At 71.0% G+C, this 17,620-nt stretch carries 14 protein-coding genes; 7 read left to right on the top strand and 7 right to left on the bottom strand.

Annotation, left to right across the window (positions count from 1 at the left end; all coding sequences use genetic code 11):
• Window positions 1–53 precede the first annotated feature (53 nt).
• The 4 genes from AB0389_RS31665 (at window position 54) to AB0389_RS31650 (ending at window position 4,063) form a co-directional block, all read left to right on the top strand.
• A complete protein-coding gene (locus AB0389_RS31665; protein ID WP_366398997.1) occupies window positions 54–1,283 on the top strand; it encodes an FAD-dependent oxidoreductase in 1,230 nt (409 codons plus the stop codon).
• Window positions 1,284–1,446: 163 nt separating this feature from the next.
• Window positions 1,447–1,590: a hypothetical protein gene (locus tag AB0389_RS31660; RefSeq protein WP_366398963.1), complete on the top strand. Its 144-nt coding sequence runs from the start codon at window positions 1,447–1,449 to the stop codon at window positions 1,588–1,590.
• A 261-nt stretch (window positions 1,591–1,851) separates the two neighbouring features.
• Window positions 1,852–1,992 carry a hypothetical protein gene (locus tag AB0389_RS31655; protein ID WP_366398962.1) on the top strand — a complete coding sequence of 47 codons (141 nt, stop codon included), beginning with the start codon at window positions 1,852–1,854 and terminating at the stop codon, window positions 1,990–1,992.
• Window positions 1,993–2,080: 88 nt separating this feature from the next.
• Window positions 2,081–4,063 carry an ABC transporter ATP-binding protein gene (locus tag AB0389_RS31650; protein ID WP_366398961.1) on the top strand — a complete coding sequence of 661 codons (1,983 nt, stop codon included), beginning with the start codon at window positions 2,081–2,083 and terminating at the stop codon, window positions 4,061–4,063.
• On the opposite strand, the gene AB0389_RS31645 is transcribed toward AB0389_RS31650, so the two are convergent.
• The gene (locus AB0389_RS31645) at window positions 4,027–4,713 is read right to left on the bottom strand and encodes a DUF2848 domain-containing protein (RefSeq protein WP_366398960.1); all 687 of its coding nucleotides are present in this window, start codon (window positions 4,711–4,713) and stop codon (window positions 4,027–4,029) included. The two genes, AB0389_RS31650 and AB0389_RS31645, sit on opposite strands and share 37 nt — an antisense overlap.
• A 184-nt stretch (window positions 4,714–4,897) precedes the next feature.
• Between AB0389_RS31645 and AB0389_RS31640 the strand changes: the two genes are divergently transcribed.
• Both AB0389_RS31640 and AB0389_RS31635 read left to right on the top strand, forming a co-directional pair.
• A complete protein-coding gene (locus AB0389_RS31640) occupies window positions 4,898–6,262 on the top strand; it encodes an MFS transporter (RefSeq protein ID WP_366398996.1) in 1,365 nt (454 codons plus the stop codon).
• Between the two features lie 10 nt (window positions 6,263–6,272).
• Entirely contained in the window at window positions 6,273–7,079 is an 807-nt protein-coding gene (locus tag AB0389_RS31635) for a carbon-nitrogen hydrolase family protein (RefSeq protein WP_366398959.1), read from the top strand.
• Between the two features lie 44 nt (window positions 7,080–7,123).
• On the opposite strand, the gene AB0389_RS31630 is transcribed toward AB0389_RS31635, so the two are convergent.
• Window positions 7,124–7,750, bottom strand: a complete 627-nt coding sequence (locus AB0389_RS31630; RefSeq protein ID WP_366398958.1) for a GntR family transcriptional regulator — start codon at window positions 7,748–7,750, stop codon at window positions 7,124–7,126.
• A gap of 231 nt (window positions 7,751–7,981) precedes the next feature.
• Here AB0389_RS31630 and AB0389_RS31625 point away from each other — a divergent pair, with 231 nt between their 5' ends.
• On the top strand, window positions 7,982–10,309 hold the full coding sequence (locus tag AB0389_RS31625; RefSeq protein ID WP_366398995.1) for an ATP-binding domain-containing protein: 2,328 nt from the start codon (window positions 7,982–7,984) through the stop codon (window positions 10,307–10,309).
• 239 nt (window positions 10,310–10,548) lie between these two features.
• On the opposite strand, the gene AB0389_RS31620 is transcribed toward AB0389_RS31625, so the two are convergent.
• The 5 genes from AB0389_RS31620 to glgB all read right to left on the bottom strand — a co-directional run bounded on the left by AB0389_RS31620 (window position 10,549) and on the right by glgB (window position 17,588).
• The gene (locus AB0389_RS31620; protein ID WP_366398957.1) at window positions 10,549–12,111 is read right to left on the bottom strand and encodes a peptide ligase PGM1-related protein; all 1,563 of its coding nucleotides are present in this window, start codon (window positions 12,109–12,111) and stop codon (window positions 10,549–10,551) included.
• 108 nt (window positions 12,112–12,219) lie between these two features.
• Window positions 12,220–13,020 (bottom strand): hypothetical protein, encoded by an 801-nt coding sequence (locus AB0389_RS31615; protein ID WP_366398956.1) that lies wholly within the window; start codon window positions 13,018–13,020, stop codon window positions 12,220–12,222.
• Between the two features lie 62 nt (window positions 13,021–13,082).
• Window positions 13,083–14,018, bottom strand: a complete 936-nt coding sequence (locus AB0389_RS31610; RefSeq protein ID WP_366398955.1) for a hypothetical protein — start codon at window positions 14,016–14,018, stop codon at window positions 13,083–13,085.
• A 39-nt stretch (window positions 14,019–14,057) separates the two neighbouring features.
• Window positions 14,058–14,735, bottom strand: a complete 678-nt coding sequence (locus tag AB0389_RS31605) for a hypothetical protein (RefSeq protein WP_366398954.1) — start codon at window positions 14,733–14,735, stop codon at window positions 14,058–14,060.
• Window positions 14,736–15,140: 405 nt separating this feature from the next.
• Window positions 15,141–17,588 carry a 1,4-alpha-glucan branching enzyme gene (gene glgB, locus AB0389_RS31600; RefSeq protein WP_366398953.1) on the bottom strand — a complete coding sequence of 816 codons (2,448 nt, stop codon included), beginning with the start codon at window positions 17,586–17,588 and terminating at the stop codon, window positions 15,141–15,143.
• Window positions 17,589–17,620: the final 32 nt, after the last annotated feature.

Genomic DNA, 17,620 nt, shown 5'->3' with positions numbered 1-17,620 from the left:
TCGCCGCGGAGCTGGCCGTCACGGCAGCCGAGGCGTCCGCCCCCGAGCTGCTGATGCCCGATGTCGTGATCGTCGGCGCGGGCCCCGCCGGGCTCACCGCCGCCGCCGAACTCGCGCCCCACTTCGGCGCGGGACGCGTCCTGGTCCTCGACCGGGAACCGGCGGCGGGCGGCATCCCGCGCCACAGCGACCACACCGGTTACGGAATCCGCGACCTCAAGCGGGTCGTCACCGGCCCCGCGTACGCCCGTACGCTCGTGGAGCGGGCCCGCGTCGCGGGCGCCGACATCCGCACCGAGGCCACCGTCACCGGCTGGTCCGGCGAGCGCTCCCTCGACGTCACCACCCCCTCGGGGCGGCTGCGCGTCGACGCCCGCGCGGTCGTCCTCGCCACCGGCGCCCGGGAACGCCCCCGGTCCGCCCGGCTCATCCCCGGCGACCGGCCGGCCGGCGTCTACACCACGGGCCAGCTCCAGAACGCCGTCCACGTCCACCACCGGGAGGTCGGCCGGCGGGCCGTCGTCGTCGGCGCCGAACTGGTCAGCTGGTCCGCCGTCCTCACCCTGCGCGAGGCGGGCTGCCGTACGGTCCTGATGACCACCGAGTACGGCACCCCCGACGCGTACGCGGCCTTCCACGTACCGGGCCGCGCCCTGCTGGAGGGCCCGGTGGCCACCGGCACCCGGATCACCCGGATCATCGGGCACGGGCGGCTGGAGGCCGTCGAGGTGGAGGAGACCGCCACCGGACGGCGCCGTACCGTCGCGTGCGACACGCTGATCCTCACCGGCAGCTGGATCCCCGACCACGAACTGGCCCGCACCGCCGGGCTCGATCTGGACCCGGGCACCAAGGGGCCGCTGGTGGACACGGCGCTGCGCACCAGCCGCCCCGGCGTCTTCGCCGCCGGGAACCTGCTGCACGCGGTGGACACGGCCGACATCGCCGCGCTGGACGGGAAGCATGTGGCCCGGCACGTACGGCTCTGGCTGGACGGACACGAGCCGCACGAGACCGCCGTGCCGATCGTCGCGGACGCGCCGTTCCGCTGGGTCGCACCGGGGCTGCTGCGCGTCGGAGACCCGGCGCCGCCGCGCGACCGGCTGCTGCTGTGGACCGAACGGCTGGTCCGAGTGCCCCGGGTGACGGTACGTCAGGACGGGCGGCTGCTGAACCGCCGGGTGATTCCCTGGCCGGCCGCGCCGGGCCGGGTATTCCGCATTCCCTGGAATCTGCTGCGGAATGTCGATCCGAAGGGCGGTCCGATCCGTATCGGACTCTGACCAGTACATGAAAAGGGGTTGGTGGCTGATGCCGCCAACCCCTTTTGTGTGCCGACAGTGGATACACAGCTCCCGGCTATTCCCCGCCCAGAATTCGCGCCTAGATTTTGGTCCATCGAAGCCGGAGCGACCGCGACCGGCCGGATCAGAAGGAGCGAACATCATGAGCCTGCGTCACATCACCCCGCTGAAGCCCGCCGCCGCCAAGAACCCGGGCAGGTCCCAGGGCCAGGACCGGGACCGGGCCCCCGCGAAGAAGCGGCCCGCGAAGCCGCAGCGCCACAACCGCCGCCCGATCGGGGGCTGACCGGCGGCCGACCGGCGGCCGAACCACGGATTGCGGCAATTCTCGGTGGGCCCGTGACGCGTCATGCGTCGCGGGCCCACCGCCGTATGTTCCGGATAAGCGGGGGAGGGATGGTTCCCCGGATCGGACAAAGAATCGCCAATCCTTCCTATACCTCCCGCGTGACGAATCTAAAGGGATTACTCATTATTCGCGCCTAGCGTCTCATTCAGCGGTTCCGGACAAGCAAGCAGCACGTATGAATAAGCAAGGAGTAATGACATGAGCATTCGTAAAATTCACCCGCTGAAGCCCGGCGAGAAGCGCGACGAGCGCCACCACGGCCACCGGCGGCACGAGGAGGCTCCCCCGAAGCGGCACGAGCACGGGCGTCGGGGCCACCACCGCCCGATCGGCGGCTGAACCAGGCACTCCACGGTGGGCCCGCGACACCCGTCGCGGGCCCACCGCCGTGTCACCCGCCCGAGGAAGGCCGAAAGAACGTGACCCCATGACCCCGTACGAGAGCGAGCCGGTGACGGTACCGCCGGCCGCGCCCCCGCCCGCGCTCTCCGCCCGCGCCGCCTTCACCCGCTTCTGGCCGCTGACCCGGGGCGACCGCCGCTGGCTGGTCCTCATCTGCGTCTGCGTCGTGATCGCCGCGCTCACCGAGACCGCCGCGATCCTCCTCTTCAGCGACCTCACCGACAACGCCCTCCAGAAGGGCTCGCTCAGTGCCTTCTGGAGCCCGGCCGCGCTCTGGCTGGGAGTGGCGGTGTGCGGCGCGCTCGTCGCGTACACGGGGAACTCGGTCGCCGCCCGGACCGCCGAGCGGTTCGTCCTGCGGCTGCGCGCCCGGGTCTTCGCGCATGTCCAGGACCTGCCGCCGGACTTCTTCCAGCGTCACCGCACCGGCGATCTGGTCGAGCGGCTCACCGGCGATGTCGAGGCCATCGAGCAGATGGTGGTCTCCGGGGTGGTGGGCACGGTCTCGGCCGTCTTCAGCGCGGTCTTCTTCGCGGCGGCGGCGTTCTGGCTGCGCTGGGACCTGGCGCTGGCCGCGTTCGTCCTCGCACCGCTCTTCTGGCTCGCGGCCCGCGGGTTCTCGGGCCGGATCAAGAAGGTCGCGCGCGCGGAGCGGGTCGCCGACGGCGCGATCACCTCCGTCGTCACCGACTCCCTCGGCCATGTCGCCCTCACCCAGGCGTACGGCATCCGCGCGGACGAGGAGCGGCGGCTGCACCGGGAGGCGCACGCGTGGCTGCGCGCGTCGGTCACCGGGGCGCGGATGAGCGAACGGTACGCACAGCTCGTCGAGATCATCGAGACGGTCTGCGTGCTCGCGGTGATCGGGCTCGGCGCCTGGGAGATCTCCCGGGGCCGGATGACGATCGGACAGCTGCTGGCCTTCGCCGCCTTCCTCGGCTACCTCTACCCGCCCGTCCGTAACCTGGGGCAGCTCGGTCTCACCCTCACCGCCGCGACCGCCGGCGCCGAACGGCTGCTGGAGATCCTCGACGCCCGCCCCGCCGTCACCGACCCGGCCCCGGACCACGCCGTCGCCCCCCGGCCGATGCGCGGCGTGATCACGTTCGACGCCGTCGGCTTCCGCTACCCGGGCACCGACGCGGGCACGAACGCCGGTACGGACGCGGGTACGAACGCCGGTACGGACACGGGAGCGGCGGGCGGCGCACTGCACGGGGTCTCGTTCACCGCGCGCCCCGGCGAGCTGGTGCTGATCACCGGAGCCAGCGGCGCCGGCAAGTCCACCGTAGCCAAGCTGCTGGCGCGTTTCTACGATCCCGACGAGGGCACCGTACGGATCGACGGCACCGCGCTCGACCGGCTGCCGCTGGACTTCGTACGCGCGCAGATCACCCTGCTGCCGCAGGAGACCCACATGCTGCACGACACGGTCCGCGCCAACATCGCCTGCGGCCGGCCCGGCGCCACCGACGCGGAGATCGTACGGGCGGCCGTCGACGCCGCCGCGCACGAGTTCATCACCGCGCTGCCCGACGGGTACGACACGATGATCGACCCGCACACCGCCCGGCTCTCCGGCGGGCAGCTGCAACGGCTGGCCGTCGCCCGCGCGATGCTGCGCGACGCGCCCGTACTCGTCCTCGACGAGCCCACCACCGGCCTCGACGCGTCGGCCGCCCGCCGGGTGATCCACCCGCTGCGCCGGCTGATGGCGGGCCGTACCACCCTGATGATCACCCACGATCTGGGCCTGGCCCCGGACGCGGACCGGATCCTCGTCCTCGACGCCGGCCGGGTGGCCGAGACGGGCACGCACCGCGAACTGCTGGCGCGCGGCGGGGTGTACGCCCGGCTGCACGCGTCCCAGAACGCGGGCGCGGACGCGACCTTCCCGGCCGCAGCGCCCGCCGCCCCGGCCGCCGTCGCCTCAGCCGCCCTGCCCGCCGCCGTCGCCGCCCCCGCCTCCGCTCAGCCGATGGGCGCGGGCATCCGCACCACGTCGTAGGCGAGTTCGATCGTGTCGCCGGTGGCCGGGTCGCCCAGCTCGACCCGCCACCGGCCGGCGAACTGGTCGACGCCCTCGGTCATCGGGATCGTGCCCGAGATCAGGACCGTGCCGGGCACCAGGTCACCTCGCTCGCGCAGCACTTCGGCCCAGTAGCCCGGGGTGAGCAGCTCCGCCAGCGTGCCGTCCTGGATGACGGTCTCCTCGCCGCCGTGGGTCACCCAGGCCCGGAGCGTCAGCGCGTCCAGCCGGTCCTGCACCTCGGCCAGCCGCCAGGCGCGCCGGGCGAGCACATCGGGGCCCGCGTTCTTGCTCCACGCCACCCCGTGCACCTCCAGCTCGCGGTCGGTGTGGTCGCAGGCGGCCGTCAGCAGCAGCTCCCCGTCACCGTCCACCACCAGCGCCCACTCGGCCTCGCCCGACGTACGGCCGTGCTGGACGCTGATCCGGTCCGTGTGCTGCGCGAGATACGGCGAGACCGGGTAGAGGGCGGGCGTCACGGACGGCGCGGGCACCCCCAGCTCCGCGAGTTCGGCCACGTGCGCGGCGACATCGGCCTGGCTCCGCCCGGCGTAACCGGCGTTGAGCACCTGGACGACATCGACGGCCCTGGTGGTGCCGTCGGGGAGTTCGAAAGTCAGCAGCGCCATGGGTGTTCTCCACATCGGTCGCGGTATCGGCGAGGTTAACTTTGCGCGGAAGGCTTGCGCATACGACCTGTATACAAGAAGTATGCCGGAAGGTCGACAGTGCGCCTCCCCAAGGACGGACATCGTGAAGAACAGCACAGGAACAGCCACAGGCACGGACACGGGCCCGGGCGGAGGCGCGGGCGTGAGTACGGGCGGCGGGTCCGCCGTGCGCCGCGCCTTCTTCGCCAGCCTCACCGGCACGGCGCTGGAGTGGTACGACTTCGCCATCTACTCCGTGGCCGCCGCGCTCGTCTTCGGGGAGGTCTTCTTCCCCTCGGAGGACCCCGCCACCGGCACCCTGCTGGCCTTCTCCACCTACGCCGTCGGCTATGTCTCCCGCCCGCTCGGCGGATTCGTCTTCGGCCGCCTCGGGGACAGGATCGGCCGCAAGAAGGTCCTCATCGCGACCCTCGTCCTGATCGGCGTCGCCACCCTCCTGATCGGGCTGCTGCCCGGATACGCGACGATCGGCGTCGCCGCGCCCATCGCGCTGGTCATCCTCCGCTTCGCGCAGGGCGTCGGTGTCGGCGGCGAGTGGGGCGGCGCCGTCCTGCTCTCCAGCGAGTTCGGCGATCCGCGCAAGCGCGGCTTCTACGCCTCGGCCGCCCAGATCGGCCCGCCGGCCGGCAACCTCCTCGCCAATGGCGTACTCGCCCTCCTCGGTGCCGTACTGACGGACGCCCAGTTCGTCTCCTGGGGATGGCGGGTGGCGTTCCTGCTCTCCGGCGTCCTCGTCGTCTTCGGGCTGTGGATCCGCGCGAAGCTCGAAGAGACCCCCGTCTTCAAGGCGATGGAGGCCGAGCAGACACGCCCCACGGCCCCGATCCGCGAGGTCTTCACCACCCACCCGCGCGCGCTGACGGCCGCCATCCTCAGCCGGGTCGCCCCCGACGTGCTGTACGCGCTGTTCACCGTCTTCGTGCTGACCTACGCCACCACCGAGCTGGACATGTCGCGCGGCTCGGCCCTGGGCGCCGTGCTCCTCGGCTCCTCCTTCCAGGTCTTCCTGATCCCGCTCGCCGGTGCGCTCTCCGACCGGATCAACCGCCGTCTGCTGTACGGGTGTTCCGCCGTCGCCGCCGGTGTCTGGCCGTTCGTGTTCTTCCCGATGGTCAGCGGCGGGAGCTGGCCGCTGCTGGCGCTCGGCGTCGTGGTGGCCCTGGCCATCCACTCGCTGATGTACGGGCCGCAGGCGGCCTTCATCGCCGAGCAGTTCTCCCCGAGGCTGCGCTACACGGGCTCCTCGCTCGCGTACACCCTGGCCGGTGTCATCGGCGGCGCGGTCGCGCCCCTGCTCTTCACCGCGCTGCTCGACGCGTACGACTCGTGGCTGCCGCTGGGGCTCTATCTGGTGATCACGGCCGTGGTCACGATCACCGGGCTGGCCCTGGGCCGCGACGGCGACCCGGAGGAGGAGTCCGCCACGCAGCCCCCCGCTCCCGAATCCACCCCCACCACCGAGTCCACCCCCACACCCGCGTCCGCACCCGCTTCCGCATCCGAGTAAGGATGGCCCCATGCGTATCGCACTGAGCCAGCTCACCACCGGTCCGGACCCCGAGCGGAATCTCGGACTCCTCCGGGAGGACGCCCGGCGCGCGGCGGACGGCGGCGCCCGCGCCGTCGTCTTCCCCGAGGCCGCGATGGCCTGCTTCGGGACCCCGCTCGCCCCGCTGGCCGAACCGCTCGACGGGCCGTGGGCCACGTCGGTGCGCCAGATCGCCAAGGAGACCGGGCTCGTCGTCGTCGCCGGCATGTTCACCCCGGCCCCCGACGGCAAGGTCGCCAATACCCTGCTCGCCACCGGCCCCGGCGTCGAGGCGTCGTACGACAAGATCCACCTCTACGACGCCTTCGGCTACGCCGAGTCCGACAGTGTCGCCCCGGGCGGCGAGATCGTCACCATCGATGTCGACGGCGTCCGGATCGGCCTCGCCACCTGCTACGACGTCCGCTTCCCCGAGCTGTTCAGGGCGCACGCCGACGCCGGAGCGGTCGTCTCGCTGGTGCTCGCCTCCTGGGGCGCGGGTCCCGGCAAGGTCGAGCAGTGGGAGCTGCTGACCCGGGCGCGGGCGCTCGATGCCACCAGCTGGCTGGTCGCGGTCGGCCAGGCCGACCCGGTGGCCTCGGAAGCCGCTGCCCGGCCCCCGGGCAACGCGCCCACCGGGATCGGCCACAGCGCGGTCATCGGCCCCGACGGAACCGTACGGCAGCGGCTCGACGCGGAGCCGGGGCTGCTGCTCGCGGACCTGGACATCGACGAGGTCGCCGCAGTCCGCCGGAGCGTACCGGTCCTGGCCAACCGCCGACTGCCCCTCTCGTGAACGCCCCCGGGGCCTGAACCGCTCCGTGAATCAGCCCGCGTGCGTCAGCCCGCGAGCAGCACCTTGAGGGTCGTCTCCAGGTGACCGTCGATCGCCGCGCACGCGGCCGGCCGGTCACCGGAGGCGACCGCCTCAAGAATCGCCTGATGCTCCGCCAGAACGGCTTCCTGCCTGCCCTGCTGGTTGTAGAGGGCGACCACCCCGGCCCGGATCTGCCGGCTGCGCAGCCCGTCGTAGTGCCGGCTGAGCAGCTCGTTGCCGACCGCCGCCACCATCGTCGCGTGGAAGAGATGGTCCACCGCGATGAACTCCCTGGCCTGCTCGGGGCTGCTCAACGCGCGCTGCCGCTCCAGGAGTTCGGCCAGCTCGGCCAGCGGGGCCCGGCCCTCGGGGATGATCCGCCCGGCCGCGTACCGCTCGACCAGCCCGCGCAGCTCCATCAGCTCGGTGATCTCGCGGCCCGACAGGGGGACGATCTGCGCTCCGCGCTTCGGGACCAGCCGTACGAGATCCTCGGCGGCGAGCAGTAGCAGCGCTTCCCGGATGGGGGTGCGAGACACGCCGATCCGGTCGGCCAGCTCCTGCTCGGAGAGGAACTCGCCCTGCCGGTCCGGGTCGGTCAGGACGTGCTCCTTGAGGAACGCGTATGCCTTCTCCCGCCCCGACGTCATGATGTCTCCCGCGGTCGCGACCATTGCATACAACGAGTATACGGGCGCCGTTCGTCCACGTTCGTTCATGTGTGCGGGCGCACAAAAAACCCCGGAACCGATAAACGGCCGGGGTGAGAGTCAGTGCGTATCCAGGTAGGATGGGGCTTCCATGCCTCGATCAAGTCAGGTCAAAGATCAGGGCGTTAAGCAACAGCGTATCGAACAGGGGCTGAATTGTCAACCGAGGACTTGCAGGACGAACAGCGGTTCGTCTCCCTCCTCTATGCGCGCCTCGATGCCCTCAGGGAACGGGCCGGGGCCGCGGTCGAGACGACGACCGGGCAGGTCACCACCGTTCGGCAGAGCCGCGTCGAGCGGGACATCCGGGTCGCGGAGGACTCCGGGCTGCTCGCCGCGCTGAACGCCGTGGAGTCCGGCCTCTGCTTCGGCCGGATCGACCTCGGGACGCCGGGCGCCGGCGGCGCGACGCACCACATCGGCCGGATCGGCATGCGCGCGGACGACCGCGAGCGCACCCCGCTGCTGATCGACTGGCGGGCCCCCGTGGCGCGCCCCTTCTACCTCGCCACCGGCCACACCCCGATGGGGCTGCGCCGACGGCGCCACCTCACCACCCGGGGCCGCGAGGTCACCGCGCTCCACGACGAGATCATGGACATCGGTGACACCACCCGCACCGGCCACGAGGGCCCGGACGCCGACGCCGTACTGCTCGCCGCGCTCAACTCCGCGCGTACGGGCCGGATGAGCGACATCGTCCAGACCATCCAGGCCGAGCAGGACCGCATCATCCGCGCCCCCTACCAGGGTGTACGGGTGGTCGAGGGCGGCCCCGGCACCGGCAAGACCGCCGTCGCGCTGCACCGGGCCGCGTATCTGCTCTACGCCCACCGCGAGCGGCTCGCCCGCCGCGCGGTGCTGATTGTCGGGCCGAACCCGGCGTTCCTCGGCTACATCGGGGAGGTGCTGCCCTCCCTCGGCGAGACCGGGGTGCTGCTGGCGACGGTCGGCGAGCTGTTCCCCGGCGTGGTCGCCACCGGTACGGACACCCCCGAGGCCGCCGAGGTCAAGGGCCGCGCGGAGATGGCGCGGGTGCTCGCCGAGGAGCTGGCCGCCCGGCAGACCCTGCCCGACCCCGTACTGGAGATCGCGCACGAGGAGTACGGCACCCTCACGCTCGACCGGGACACCGCGTACGAGGCCCGGCAGCGCGCCCGTGACACCGGGGAGCCGCACAACCTCGCCCGGCCGGCCTTCGCCTTCCGGATCATCGACGCGCTGACGGGGCAGCTCGCCGAACGGATCGGCGCCGACCCGCTCGGCGGCCCGAACCTCCTCGACCCCACCGACATCGCCCAGCTCGGCAAGGAGATCGCCACCAGCCCCGAGGTCCAGGCCGCGATCGACACGCTCTGGCCGACGCTCACCCCGCACGAGCTGGTGGCCGGCTTCCTGGCCGACCCCGGGGCCCGGCTCTCCGCGCGCGACGCCGCCGCCGTACGCAGGTCGGGGCCGCGTACCGGCGCCGACGCCATCGACGACTGGACCCCCGCCGACGTACCGCTGCTCGACGAGGCGGCCGAACTCCTCGGCGAGGACGATTCGGCGGCCCGCGCCGCCGCCGCGCGCGAGCGCCAGGAACGGATCGCCTACGCGCAGGGCGTGCTGGAGCTGTCGTACGGCTCCCGCACCCAGGAGTTCGAGGACAAGGAGGACGAGGACTCGGAGGTGCTCGGTGCCCACGACGTCATCGACGCCGAACGGTTCGCGGACCGCCACGAGGAGGCCGACACCCGCAGCGCCGCCGAACGCGCCGCCGCCGACCGCACCTGGGCCTTCGGCCATATCGTCGTGGACGAGGCGCAGGAACTCTCCGCGATGGCCTGGCGGTTGCTGATGCGCCGCAGCCCCAGCCGCTCCATGACGCTGGTGGGCGACCCGGCCCAGACGGGCGACGCGGCCGGCTGCGACTCATGGGCGCAGATCCTCGGGCCGTACGTCGGGGACCGCTGGGAGCTGTCGAAGCTCGGCGTCAACTACCGTACGCCCGCCGAGATCATGGCCGTCGCGGCGGAGGTACGGCGCACGGCCGACGCGGACTTCGAGCCGCCGAAGTCCGTACGCGCGACGGGCCGGGGCCCGGAGGTGAGGTCCGTCGGCACCCGCCAACTCCTCCGTACGGCAGCGGAGATGGCGACCGATCTGCCGAGCGAGGGACGGCTGGCGGTGATCGCCCCGCCCGCCCTGCTGCCGGGACTGGCCGCCGAACTCCCGGACGCCTCCTGGGGGACGGCGCCCGATCTCACCCGGTCGGTGGTGCTGCTGGACGCCCGGCAGGCGAAGGGGCTGGAGTTCGACACGGTGATCGTCGTCGCCCCCGAGGCCATCATGGCCGGCTCGCCGCGCGGTACCAACGATCTGTATGTGGCGCTGACACGGGCCACGCAGCGGCTGGGGGTCGTGCGCGACGAGGGGGTGCCGTCGCGGCTGCCGTCGCTGCGGGGGCGGGGGCGGGGGCGGGGAGAGGCCGGGGAGGCTCAGACCGCGCCGAAATAGTGCCCCGCGTCGAGGTCGGCGATCAGCCCCGGGCCCGCCGCCGCCAGCCCGTCATCGCCGTCCCCGACCCGGCGGCCTCACTGGCCGCCGAGGCGGGCATCGCGGTCTTCAAGGTCACTGCCTGCCATGGACCTCACACCCCAACCCGCTGATGTGAGGGGTGTGACCGGCGTCGCCTCGGCGACGGCATCGATGACGCCGGCGCCGAGGATCATCCGGAGTTCCGGTACGGACCAGGCTCAGCCCCCGGAAGGTACGGCCACACTGTCCGCCCCGGCCGGGCGGGCCGGCGAGTTCGCCGCCCAGTCGTCCGCCAGCGCGCGCAGCCGGCTCATCAGCTCGGCCGCCTCCGCCCGGTCCGCCCCGACGCACACCGCGCCGAACTTCCCGTAGTCGGGAAGGGCGCTGAGCATATGGAGGACAACGCCCCTGCCCTCGGCGGGATTCCAGTGCAGAGGCGAGTCACGGACGAGGTCGATCAGCCCGGCGGGCATGAGGCCCCGGTACGCCGGGCTGGTGATGCTGTCGGACGCGAGATACGTGCGGGGCGTACCGTCGGGGCCGTACAGCACCCCGTCGTCGTCGGGCACCGTGCCGAGCAGGCCCGTCACCGCGTTGAAGGCGTGCAGGGTGCCAGTGGCGCGCAGGTTCAGCTCGATGCCGTACACCTGCCATTCCTCGCCGCGGCGTACGGTGACGAAGTCGACCCCGTAGTCCCCGTGCGTGACCCCGTGCCGGACCAGCGCCGCGCCGACGCGCCTGCCGTACTCGATGAGCGTGCTCCGGTACGCGTCGGCCGCAGGAAAGGAACTGCCGGTGTAGGTCTGGTTGTTGGGGCCCAGGACCTGTTCATGCGTGGCGACCGTCACCACGGCTCCGTCCCGGATCCGGCCCTGGTAGCTGGGGCTGCGCAGTTCGTCCCCGGCGAGCAGCTCCTCGGCCAGCACGCCCGCTTCGGGGATGGCCGCGCGGAAACCCGCCCAGCCGAGAGAGCCGTCCAGCACCTGGCTGCCGGCCAGCCGGTCGCGGACCGTATCCGCCCTATCCGCCCTGTCTGCCGTATCCGCCGCATCCGTCAGGTCGGTCAGATCGACGATCGCGTTGCCGAGGCCGGCGCCGTACGCCGTACTGCTGAGCTTGAGCACCAGACGGCGGCTGCCGCCGGCGAGCAGGGCACGGACGCCGTCCACCAGCCCGTCGAGGTCGAAGTACTCCGCCGTGCCCGGGGCCACGGTGATGCCCGCATCCTGGAAGAGGGCGCGCCCCGCCGCCTTGGTGCCCAGCGGAATGCAGCGAGCCGGGGCCTGGTCGGCCGGTACGCCCAAGTCCTCGGCGAGTGACTCCAGGTTCGCCGACGGCTCGAAGGCGGAGAGGCGGACGTCGTCGCCCGCCGCCCGCGCGGCGGCCACCGCCTCGGTCAGCCGCCGCCGGGCCGCCCGCGCTTCCGGGCGTTCCGTGTCGAGGAGCTTCTCGCTGAGCCAGCGAGAGGAGGAGTCGTCCAGCGAGAGGACCTCGACCCGGTCCCGGGGCTTTCCGCCGTCCGGGTCACCGGCCCCGGCGGACACGGCCAGATCGCTGAAGTACGCGATCTGCGCCTCGGCGTCCCGCATTCTCGGCGCGGTCACACAGAGCACCGAATCACCCGGCCGGCGCAGTGCGTTGATGATCGCCGCGCCCACCGGGCGTTCCGGAAAGAGGGTCGAACCGGGCAGGTTCTCCAGCAGCAGGGTGCTGCACTCGCGGCTCTGGACGCTGATGGTCAGCGTCCCCTTCCGCTGAGCGGCAGATAAGGACGAAGGCATGGCGCTGACACCTTTTCTCACACCTGGGGCGAAAACCCCTACGAGGCGGAACTGCCCGCCATTGAGGGCGGCGGGACGGCAGTGTAGCGCAGGTGCCGGAAAGGAAGGTCAGTCCGTGACGAGCTGCTGTACGATCGCGGCCGAGGCATCTCCCTGACCGCTGGACTCCCGCTCTCCGTCGTCCTTGCCGTAAAGTTCATACATTTCGGCGTAGCAGGCGCAGAAAAGCCGGTAGACGTTGGTGATGTGGTCGACGATACGCCGCTTGTCGTCGTCCGATTCAACGAACGTCATCAGGACGTTCCAGACGAAGTCGCTGTGGTCGTCCTCCAGATCGTGATCGATGTGCGCCTGCTGCCCCCGTGTCATTCCGTCGCCGAGAACGGATTCCACGTTCCGCACCCAGTCCGGCTGGGTCAGCAGGGAAATGTTCTCGATGAAGTAAGAGCTGGCCAGCGAGGCGAGCGGGCGGCCCTCGTGCTCCAGGCCGTAGTAGAAGTAGCCCTGGAGGAGTTTGGTGCTGAACAGCGGTTCGCTCGCGTAGATTTCCTCGCGGCTCACCCCCACCTTCTCCAGGTCCTTGGCGAACATGCCGTCGTGCAGCATTTCGTCCTCGGTGTACGCGGACCACTTCTTCGCGAGCCTGGGGTCGTGCTTGCAGAAGTAGTGGATCGTCAGGGCGTCGATCCAGCGCTTCATCCGCAGGCGCAGGATGATCTCGATGACGTGCCGGCGGTAGTACCCGAGGTTGATCTGCTTGTCCTGGAGCAGATGGTCCGCTCCCGGCACTTCCTTGTAGAACCGCTGCACGAAGGAGTGGAGGAGGGTGTCCACCTCCGCCTTGAACTCCGGTTCGACCGTCGGGGCTTCCTGCCGGCCGTCGTGCTCTGTCGCTGAGGTTTCCGTCATCGCTGTTCGTCCTTCCTGGATCCTGGATACCGGGCGGGGAATCGAACTTCTCGATGGTGCGGTCAGGCGGGTACGCAGTTGTGCTTGCTCTTCTCGGAAATGCGCGTACGGTCCGGCAGATAGCGGTCCAGCATTTCCAGTGTGCGGCCGACGCGCGAGACCCGTTCCCGTGTGGTGGACTCGCCGACCGGGTCATAGGGATGGCTCTGTGCGCCGGCCCCGATCTTGAGCATCATGGGCGCCGCCACTTGCAGGATTTCGGCGGCCTCGTAGAAGCGGATGAACCCGCCCTTGGTGCGGTAGACGTCGATGGGAACGTCCAGCGGAAGGTCGGGGCAGAGCCGACGGGTCTCCTGGAGCACCGGCAGGAGGAGGTCGTGCGCGGTGGTGATGCTGTCCGCGCCGTTCTCCTCGAATATCTTCGCCAGGAACGGGTTGGTGGCCATGCAGTGGCTGGACGTCTTGAGGATCAGATCGGCCGGCAGGGCCCCCTCGGCCCGCATCTCGGACAGCACCCGGGTGACACCGAGGTCGTAGACGATTATGCCGCGGCAGCCCAGCTCGGTGAGGCGGAGGGCCTCTTCCACACAGGCCCGGAAGGCGTCGAGGTTGTTGATCTGCCGGCCCATCTCCAGCCCGAACTGGGTCCGGTAGAACGTGCTCTTGATGTCGTACTCCGGACGCGGGCCGAGGCTGATGAGAATGCCCTGCCTGCGGTCCCGGCACAGCGCGAACATGTCCTTCAGCTCGGCGTCCGACAGCAGAATGGAGCCGCGCGTCTCGTTGTAGCGGGTCACATCGAGGCCCGCCTCTTCCAGAGAAGCGGCCATCAGTTCGAGTTCGCGGTAACTGTTGATGACGGGGATCTCCACCCCGTACTGCCCGCCCCCGTCGTACTGCTGGGCGGAGGCCACCGGCGCCAGCTGGTCGCCCGTCGGATAGCCCTTCCGCTGGAGCCATTCGTGGCCGGCGCCGGCGGATGTCTTGAACTCTGCCATTCTCGGGACTCCTCGTCCGTTGTGTTGTCTCGTCGTTCCTCAGATTCCGAGGCGGGTGCGTATCGATTTCTTCGCCTCGGGGCGAGAGGAGTCAATGAAGCACAGGAGCCGGTCGTGCGGGGTGAGTTCCCGCTGGAAGTACGTGTTCACCCGCTGGTCCCGACTCGCCGGAAAGTCCGGCCAGAAATCGGCGGGAACCTCGCCGCCGCCACCGGTGACCACACCGCTCCCGGAATCGAAATCCCTGCCGCTCCCCAGCGCTTCGGCCAGCGCTCTCGCTGTGGTCCGAGCGGCATGGTCCGAGGGTGTTCCGTCGATCCGGGGATAGAGCAGTGCCTTGCTCTCCGGGCCGGCGAACGCGCTCATCAGTACGTAGGTGCGCGCGTTGTAGGTCTTCATCGCCACCAGATCGGGAAAATCTCCCAGATCCTTGACGACACCGCCGAAGAGTTCGGAGATCAACTGCTGTGTGAGAAAGGTCCCGTGGTGCTTCTCGGAGACCAGCAGCGTTTCGATGTAGAGGAACTCCCCGTGGTCGTAACCCCGGAGTGATGCCGTCGCCAGACCCACGCAGTCGCCGTTCTCGGCGGCGATCGCGTGGCGGTGCCCGGCTCCACCGAGCAGAGCGTCCTTGACGGCGAAGTAATCGGCTATCCGATGCCTCGGCAGATGCCGGGTGAGCCCTTCGACCACCCACTCCGACCACTGCTGCCGCATTCCATCGGAGACCGAAGTGCTGTAGTGCGTCTTCCAGGGTGTGCGTCGCTCTCCCGAGGGAAATGTTGATCGACTCACATTCGCTCCACAGTCGCGTGTGATTCGCCCGGCAACAGCCCACGAGCGGAAGTCCCGTGGAGGTGCCCGGCTCGCGTCGGAAAGAAATCCGTCCCAGCATCGTCGGCCTTTCCGATCCTCACAACCGCGACTCTCGGCCATTCCCCGGATCTTGATTCCACGCACCGGAAAGGAGTACCTGGCATATTCCGGGGGACTCTCACCCGGTGCTCCAACAGGCGCACAGGCTCGACGCCGGCGCCTCGGCATGGACAAGCCCCGCCGGAGTGGTTCCGGCGGGGCTTCGACTGGTGCCGTCGGCGCGTGGAGTGACGGTGCGTCAGGACATCAGGCGGGCCTGAGCCAGAGCGTCGCCAGGGGCGGCAGTGTCAGCTGGAGCGAGACCGGGCGGCCGTGCGCGCCCACCGGTTCCGGCTTCAGCGGGTCCGGGTTGGTCACACCGCCGCCGCCGTACTGTGCCGCGTCGGTGTTGAGGATCTCGGTCCACGCCCCGAACTCCTCCGGTACGCCCAGCCGGTACCCCTCGCGGACCACCGGCGAGAAGTGCGAGACCGCCAGCAGGGGCGAGCCCGTCGCGTCGAAGCGCAGGAACGCGAAGACGTTGTCCTCGCCCGCGTCCCCGTCCACCCACGCGAACCCCTCCGGCACCGTGTCGCGCTCCCAGAGCGCGGGCGTCGCGCCGTACACCCTGTTGAGGTCGCGGACCAGGTCGCGTACGCCCCGGTGGTCGCTCTCCGCCGCGTACGAGGGGTCCAGCAGCCACCAGTCGGGGCCGTGGCCCTCGGACCACTCGGCGCCCTGGGCGAACTCCTGCCCCATGAAGAGCAGTTGCTTGCCGGGGTGTGCCCACATGAAGCCCAGATAGGCGCGTTCGTCGGCGCGCTGCTGCCACCAGTCGCCGGGCATCTTGGAGACCAGCGCGCGCTTGCCGTGCACCACCTCGTCGTGCGAGATAGGCAGCACGTAGTTCTCGCTGTACGCGTACACCATGGAGAACGTCATCTCGCCGTGGTGGTACTTGCGGTGCACCGGCTCCTTGGCCATGTACTCCAGCGAGTCGTGCATCCACCCCATGTTCCACTTCAGCCCGAAGCCCAGCCCGCCGAAGCCGTCGGGGCCGACATGGTGGGTGGCGCGGGTGACACCGTTCCACGCGGTGGACTCCTCGGCGATCGTCACCACACCGGGACAGCGGCGGTAGACGGTCGCGTTCATCTCCTGGAGGAAGGCCACCGCGTCCAGATTCTCCCGGCCGCCACGCTCGTTGGGCGACCACTGGCCCTCCTCGCGCGAGTAGTCGAGGTAGAGCATCGAGGCGACCGCGTCGACCCGCAGCCCGTCGACATGGAACTCCTCGCACCAGTAAACGGCGTTGGCGACAAGGAAGTTGCGCACCTCCGTGCGGCCGTAGTCGAACTCCAGCGTCCCCCAGTCCGGGTGCTCGGCCCGCCGCGGGTCCTCGGGCTCGTACAGCGGTCTGCCGTCGAACCGCGCGAGCGCCCACTCGTCCTTCGGGAAGTGCGCGGGCACCCAGTCGACGATCACCCCGATGCCCGCCCGGTGCAGCGCGTCCACCAGGAAGCGGAAGTCGTCCGGCGTGCCCATCCGCGAGGTCGGCGCGTAGAAGCCGGTGACCTGGTAGCCCCAGGAGCCCCCGAAGGGATGCTCGGCGACCGGCATCAGCTCCACATGGGTGAAGCCCAGGTCCCTGACGTACGCGGGTAGCTGCGTGGCGAGTTGACGGTACGTCAGGCCCGGTCGCCACGAGGCGAGATGGACCTCGTACACGGAGAGCGGCGCCTCGTGCACCGGCCGGTCCCCCCGGTGCGCCAGCCACTCCCCGTCGCCCCACTCGTAGCGCGACTCGGTCACGACGGACGCCGTCGCGGGCGGCACCTCCGTGCGCCGGGCCATCGGGTCGGCGCGCACGGTGTGGGTGCCGTCCGGCCTGACGATGTCGAACTTGTACAGCGCGCCGTCGCCGATCCCCGGCACGAACAGCTCCCACACACCGGTGGAGCCGAGCGACCGCATCGGCAGGCTCGTGCCGTCCCAGTAGGTGAAGTCCCCGGTGACGCGCACACCTCGGGCGTTGGGCGCCCAGACGGTGAAGCGGGTGCCGGTCACCCCCTGGTGGGTCATGACCCGGGCGCCCAGCGCCTGCCACAGCTCCTCGTGCCGGCCCTCGCCGATCAGATGCAGATCGAGATCGCCGAGCGCGGGCAGGAAACGGTACGGGTCCAGGACCTCCAGTTCGTCGGGGTTCTCGGCGGTGTCCCCGTACCGCACGAGCAGCGTGTACTCCGGTACGTCGCCCAGCGGCAGCACCCCGGAGAAGAGGCCGTCCCCGTCGTCGTCGAGCGGCGTTCTCGCGCCGTCGGTGACGACCGTGACGGCACGGGCGTACGGGCGCAGCGCGCGGAACAGCACCCCGGCACCGGCACCGGCACCGGTACCCGAGTGGTCCGTGACCGGGTGTGCCCCCAGCAGCCCGTGCGGATCGTGGTGCGCGCCGGCGAGCAGCCGCTCCCGGTCACCCGCGTCGAGCGGCGGCGCGGTCCGCGTCCCCGGGGGGACGGGGGCGGCGGCGGCGGTGGCCGGCTTCGCGCGCGGGCGGGGAGTCGTCGGTGTCTGTGCCTTGGTCTGGCCCCGTTTGGCGGCACCGCGCGCGGTTTTCTTCCTCGCCTTCGGTGAGGGGGCGGGCGCCGGCACCGACCGGGCTGCGGCGGGGCTCTCCGGCTGGGGCGGACGGTCGGACGGCGTGCGGGCGCTCACGGGGGTGGGCCTCCTCGGCGGGGGGTCACGGG

Origin of the sequence: Streptomyces sp. NPDC093109 (genome assembly GCF_040701725.1) — a bacterium.
Lineage (GTDB): Bacteria > Actinomycetota > Actinomycetes > Streptomycetales > Streptomycetaceae > Streptomyces.
Note: the sequence above shows the minus strand (reverse complement) of the source record. Positions and strands in the feature narration are given on the sequence as shown.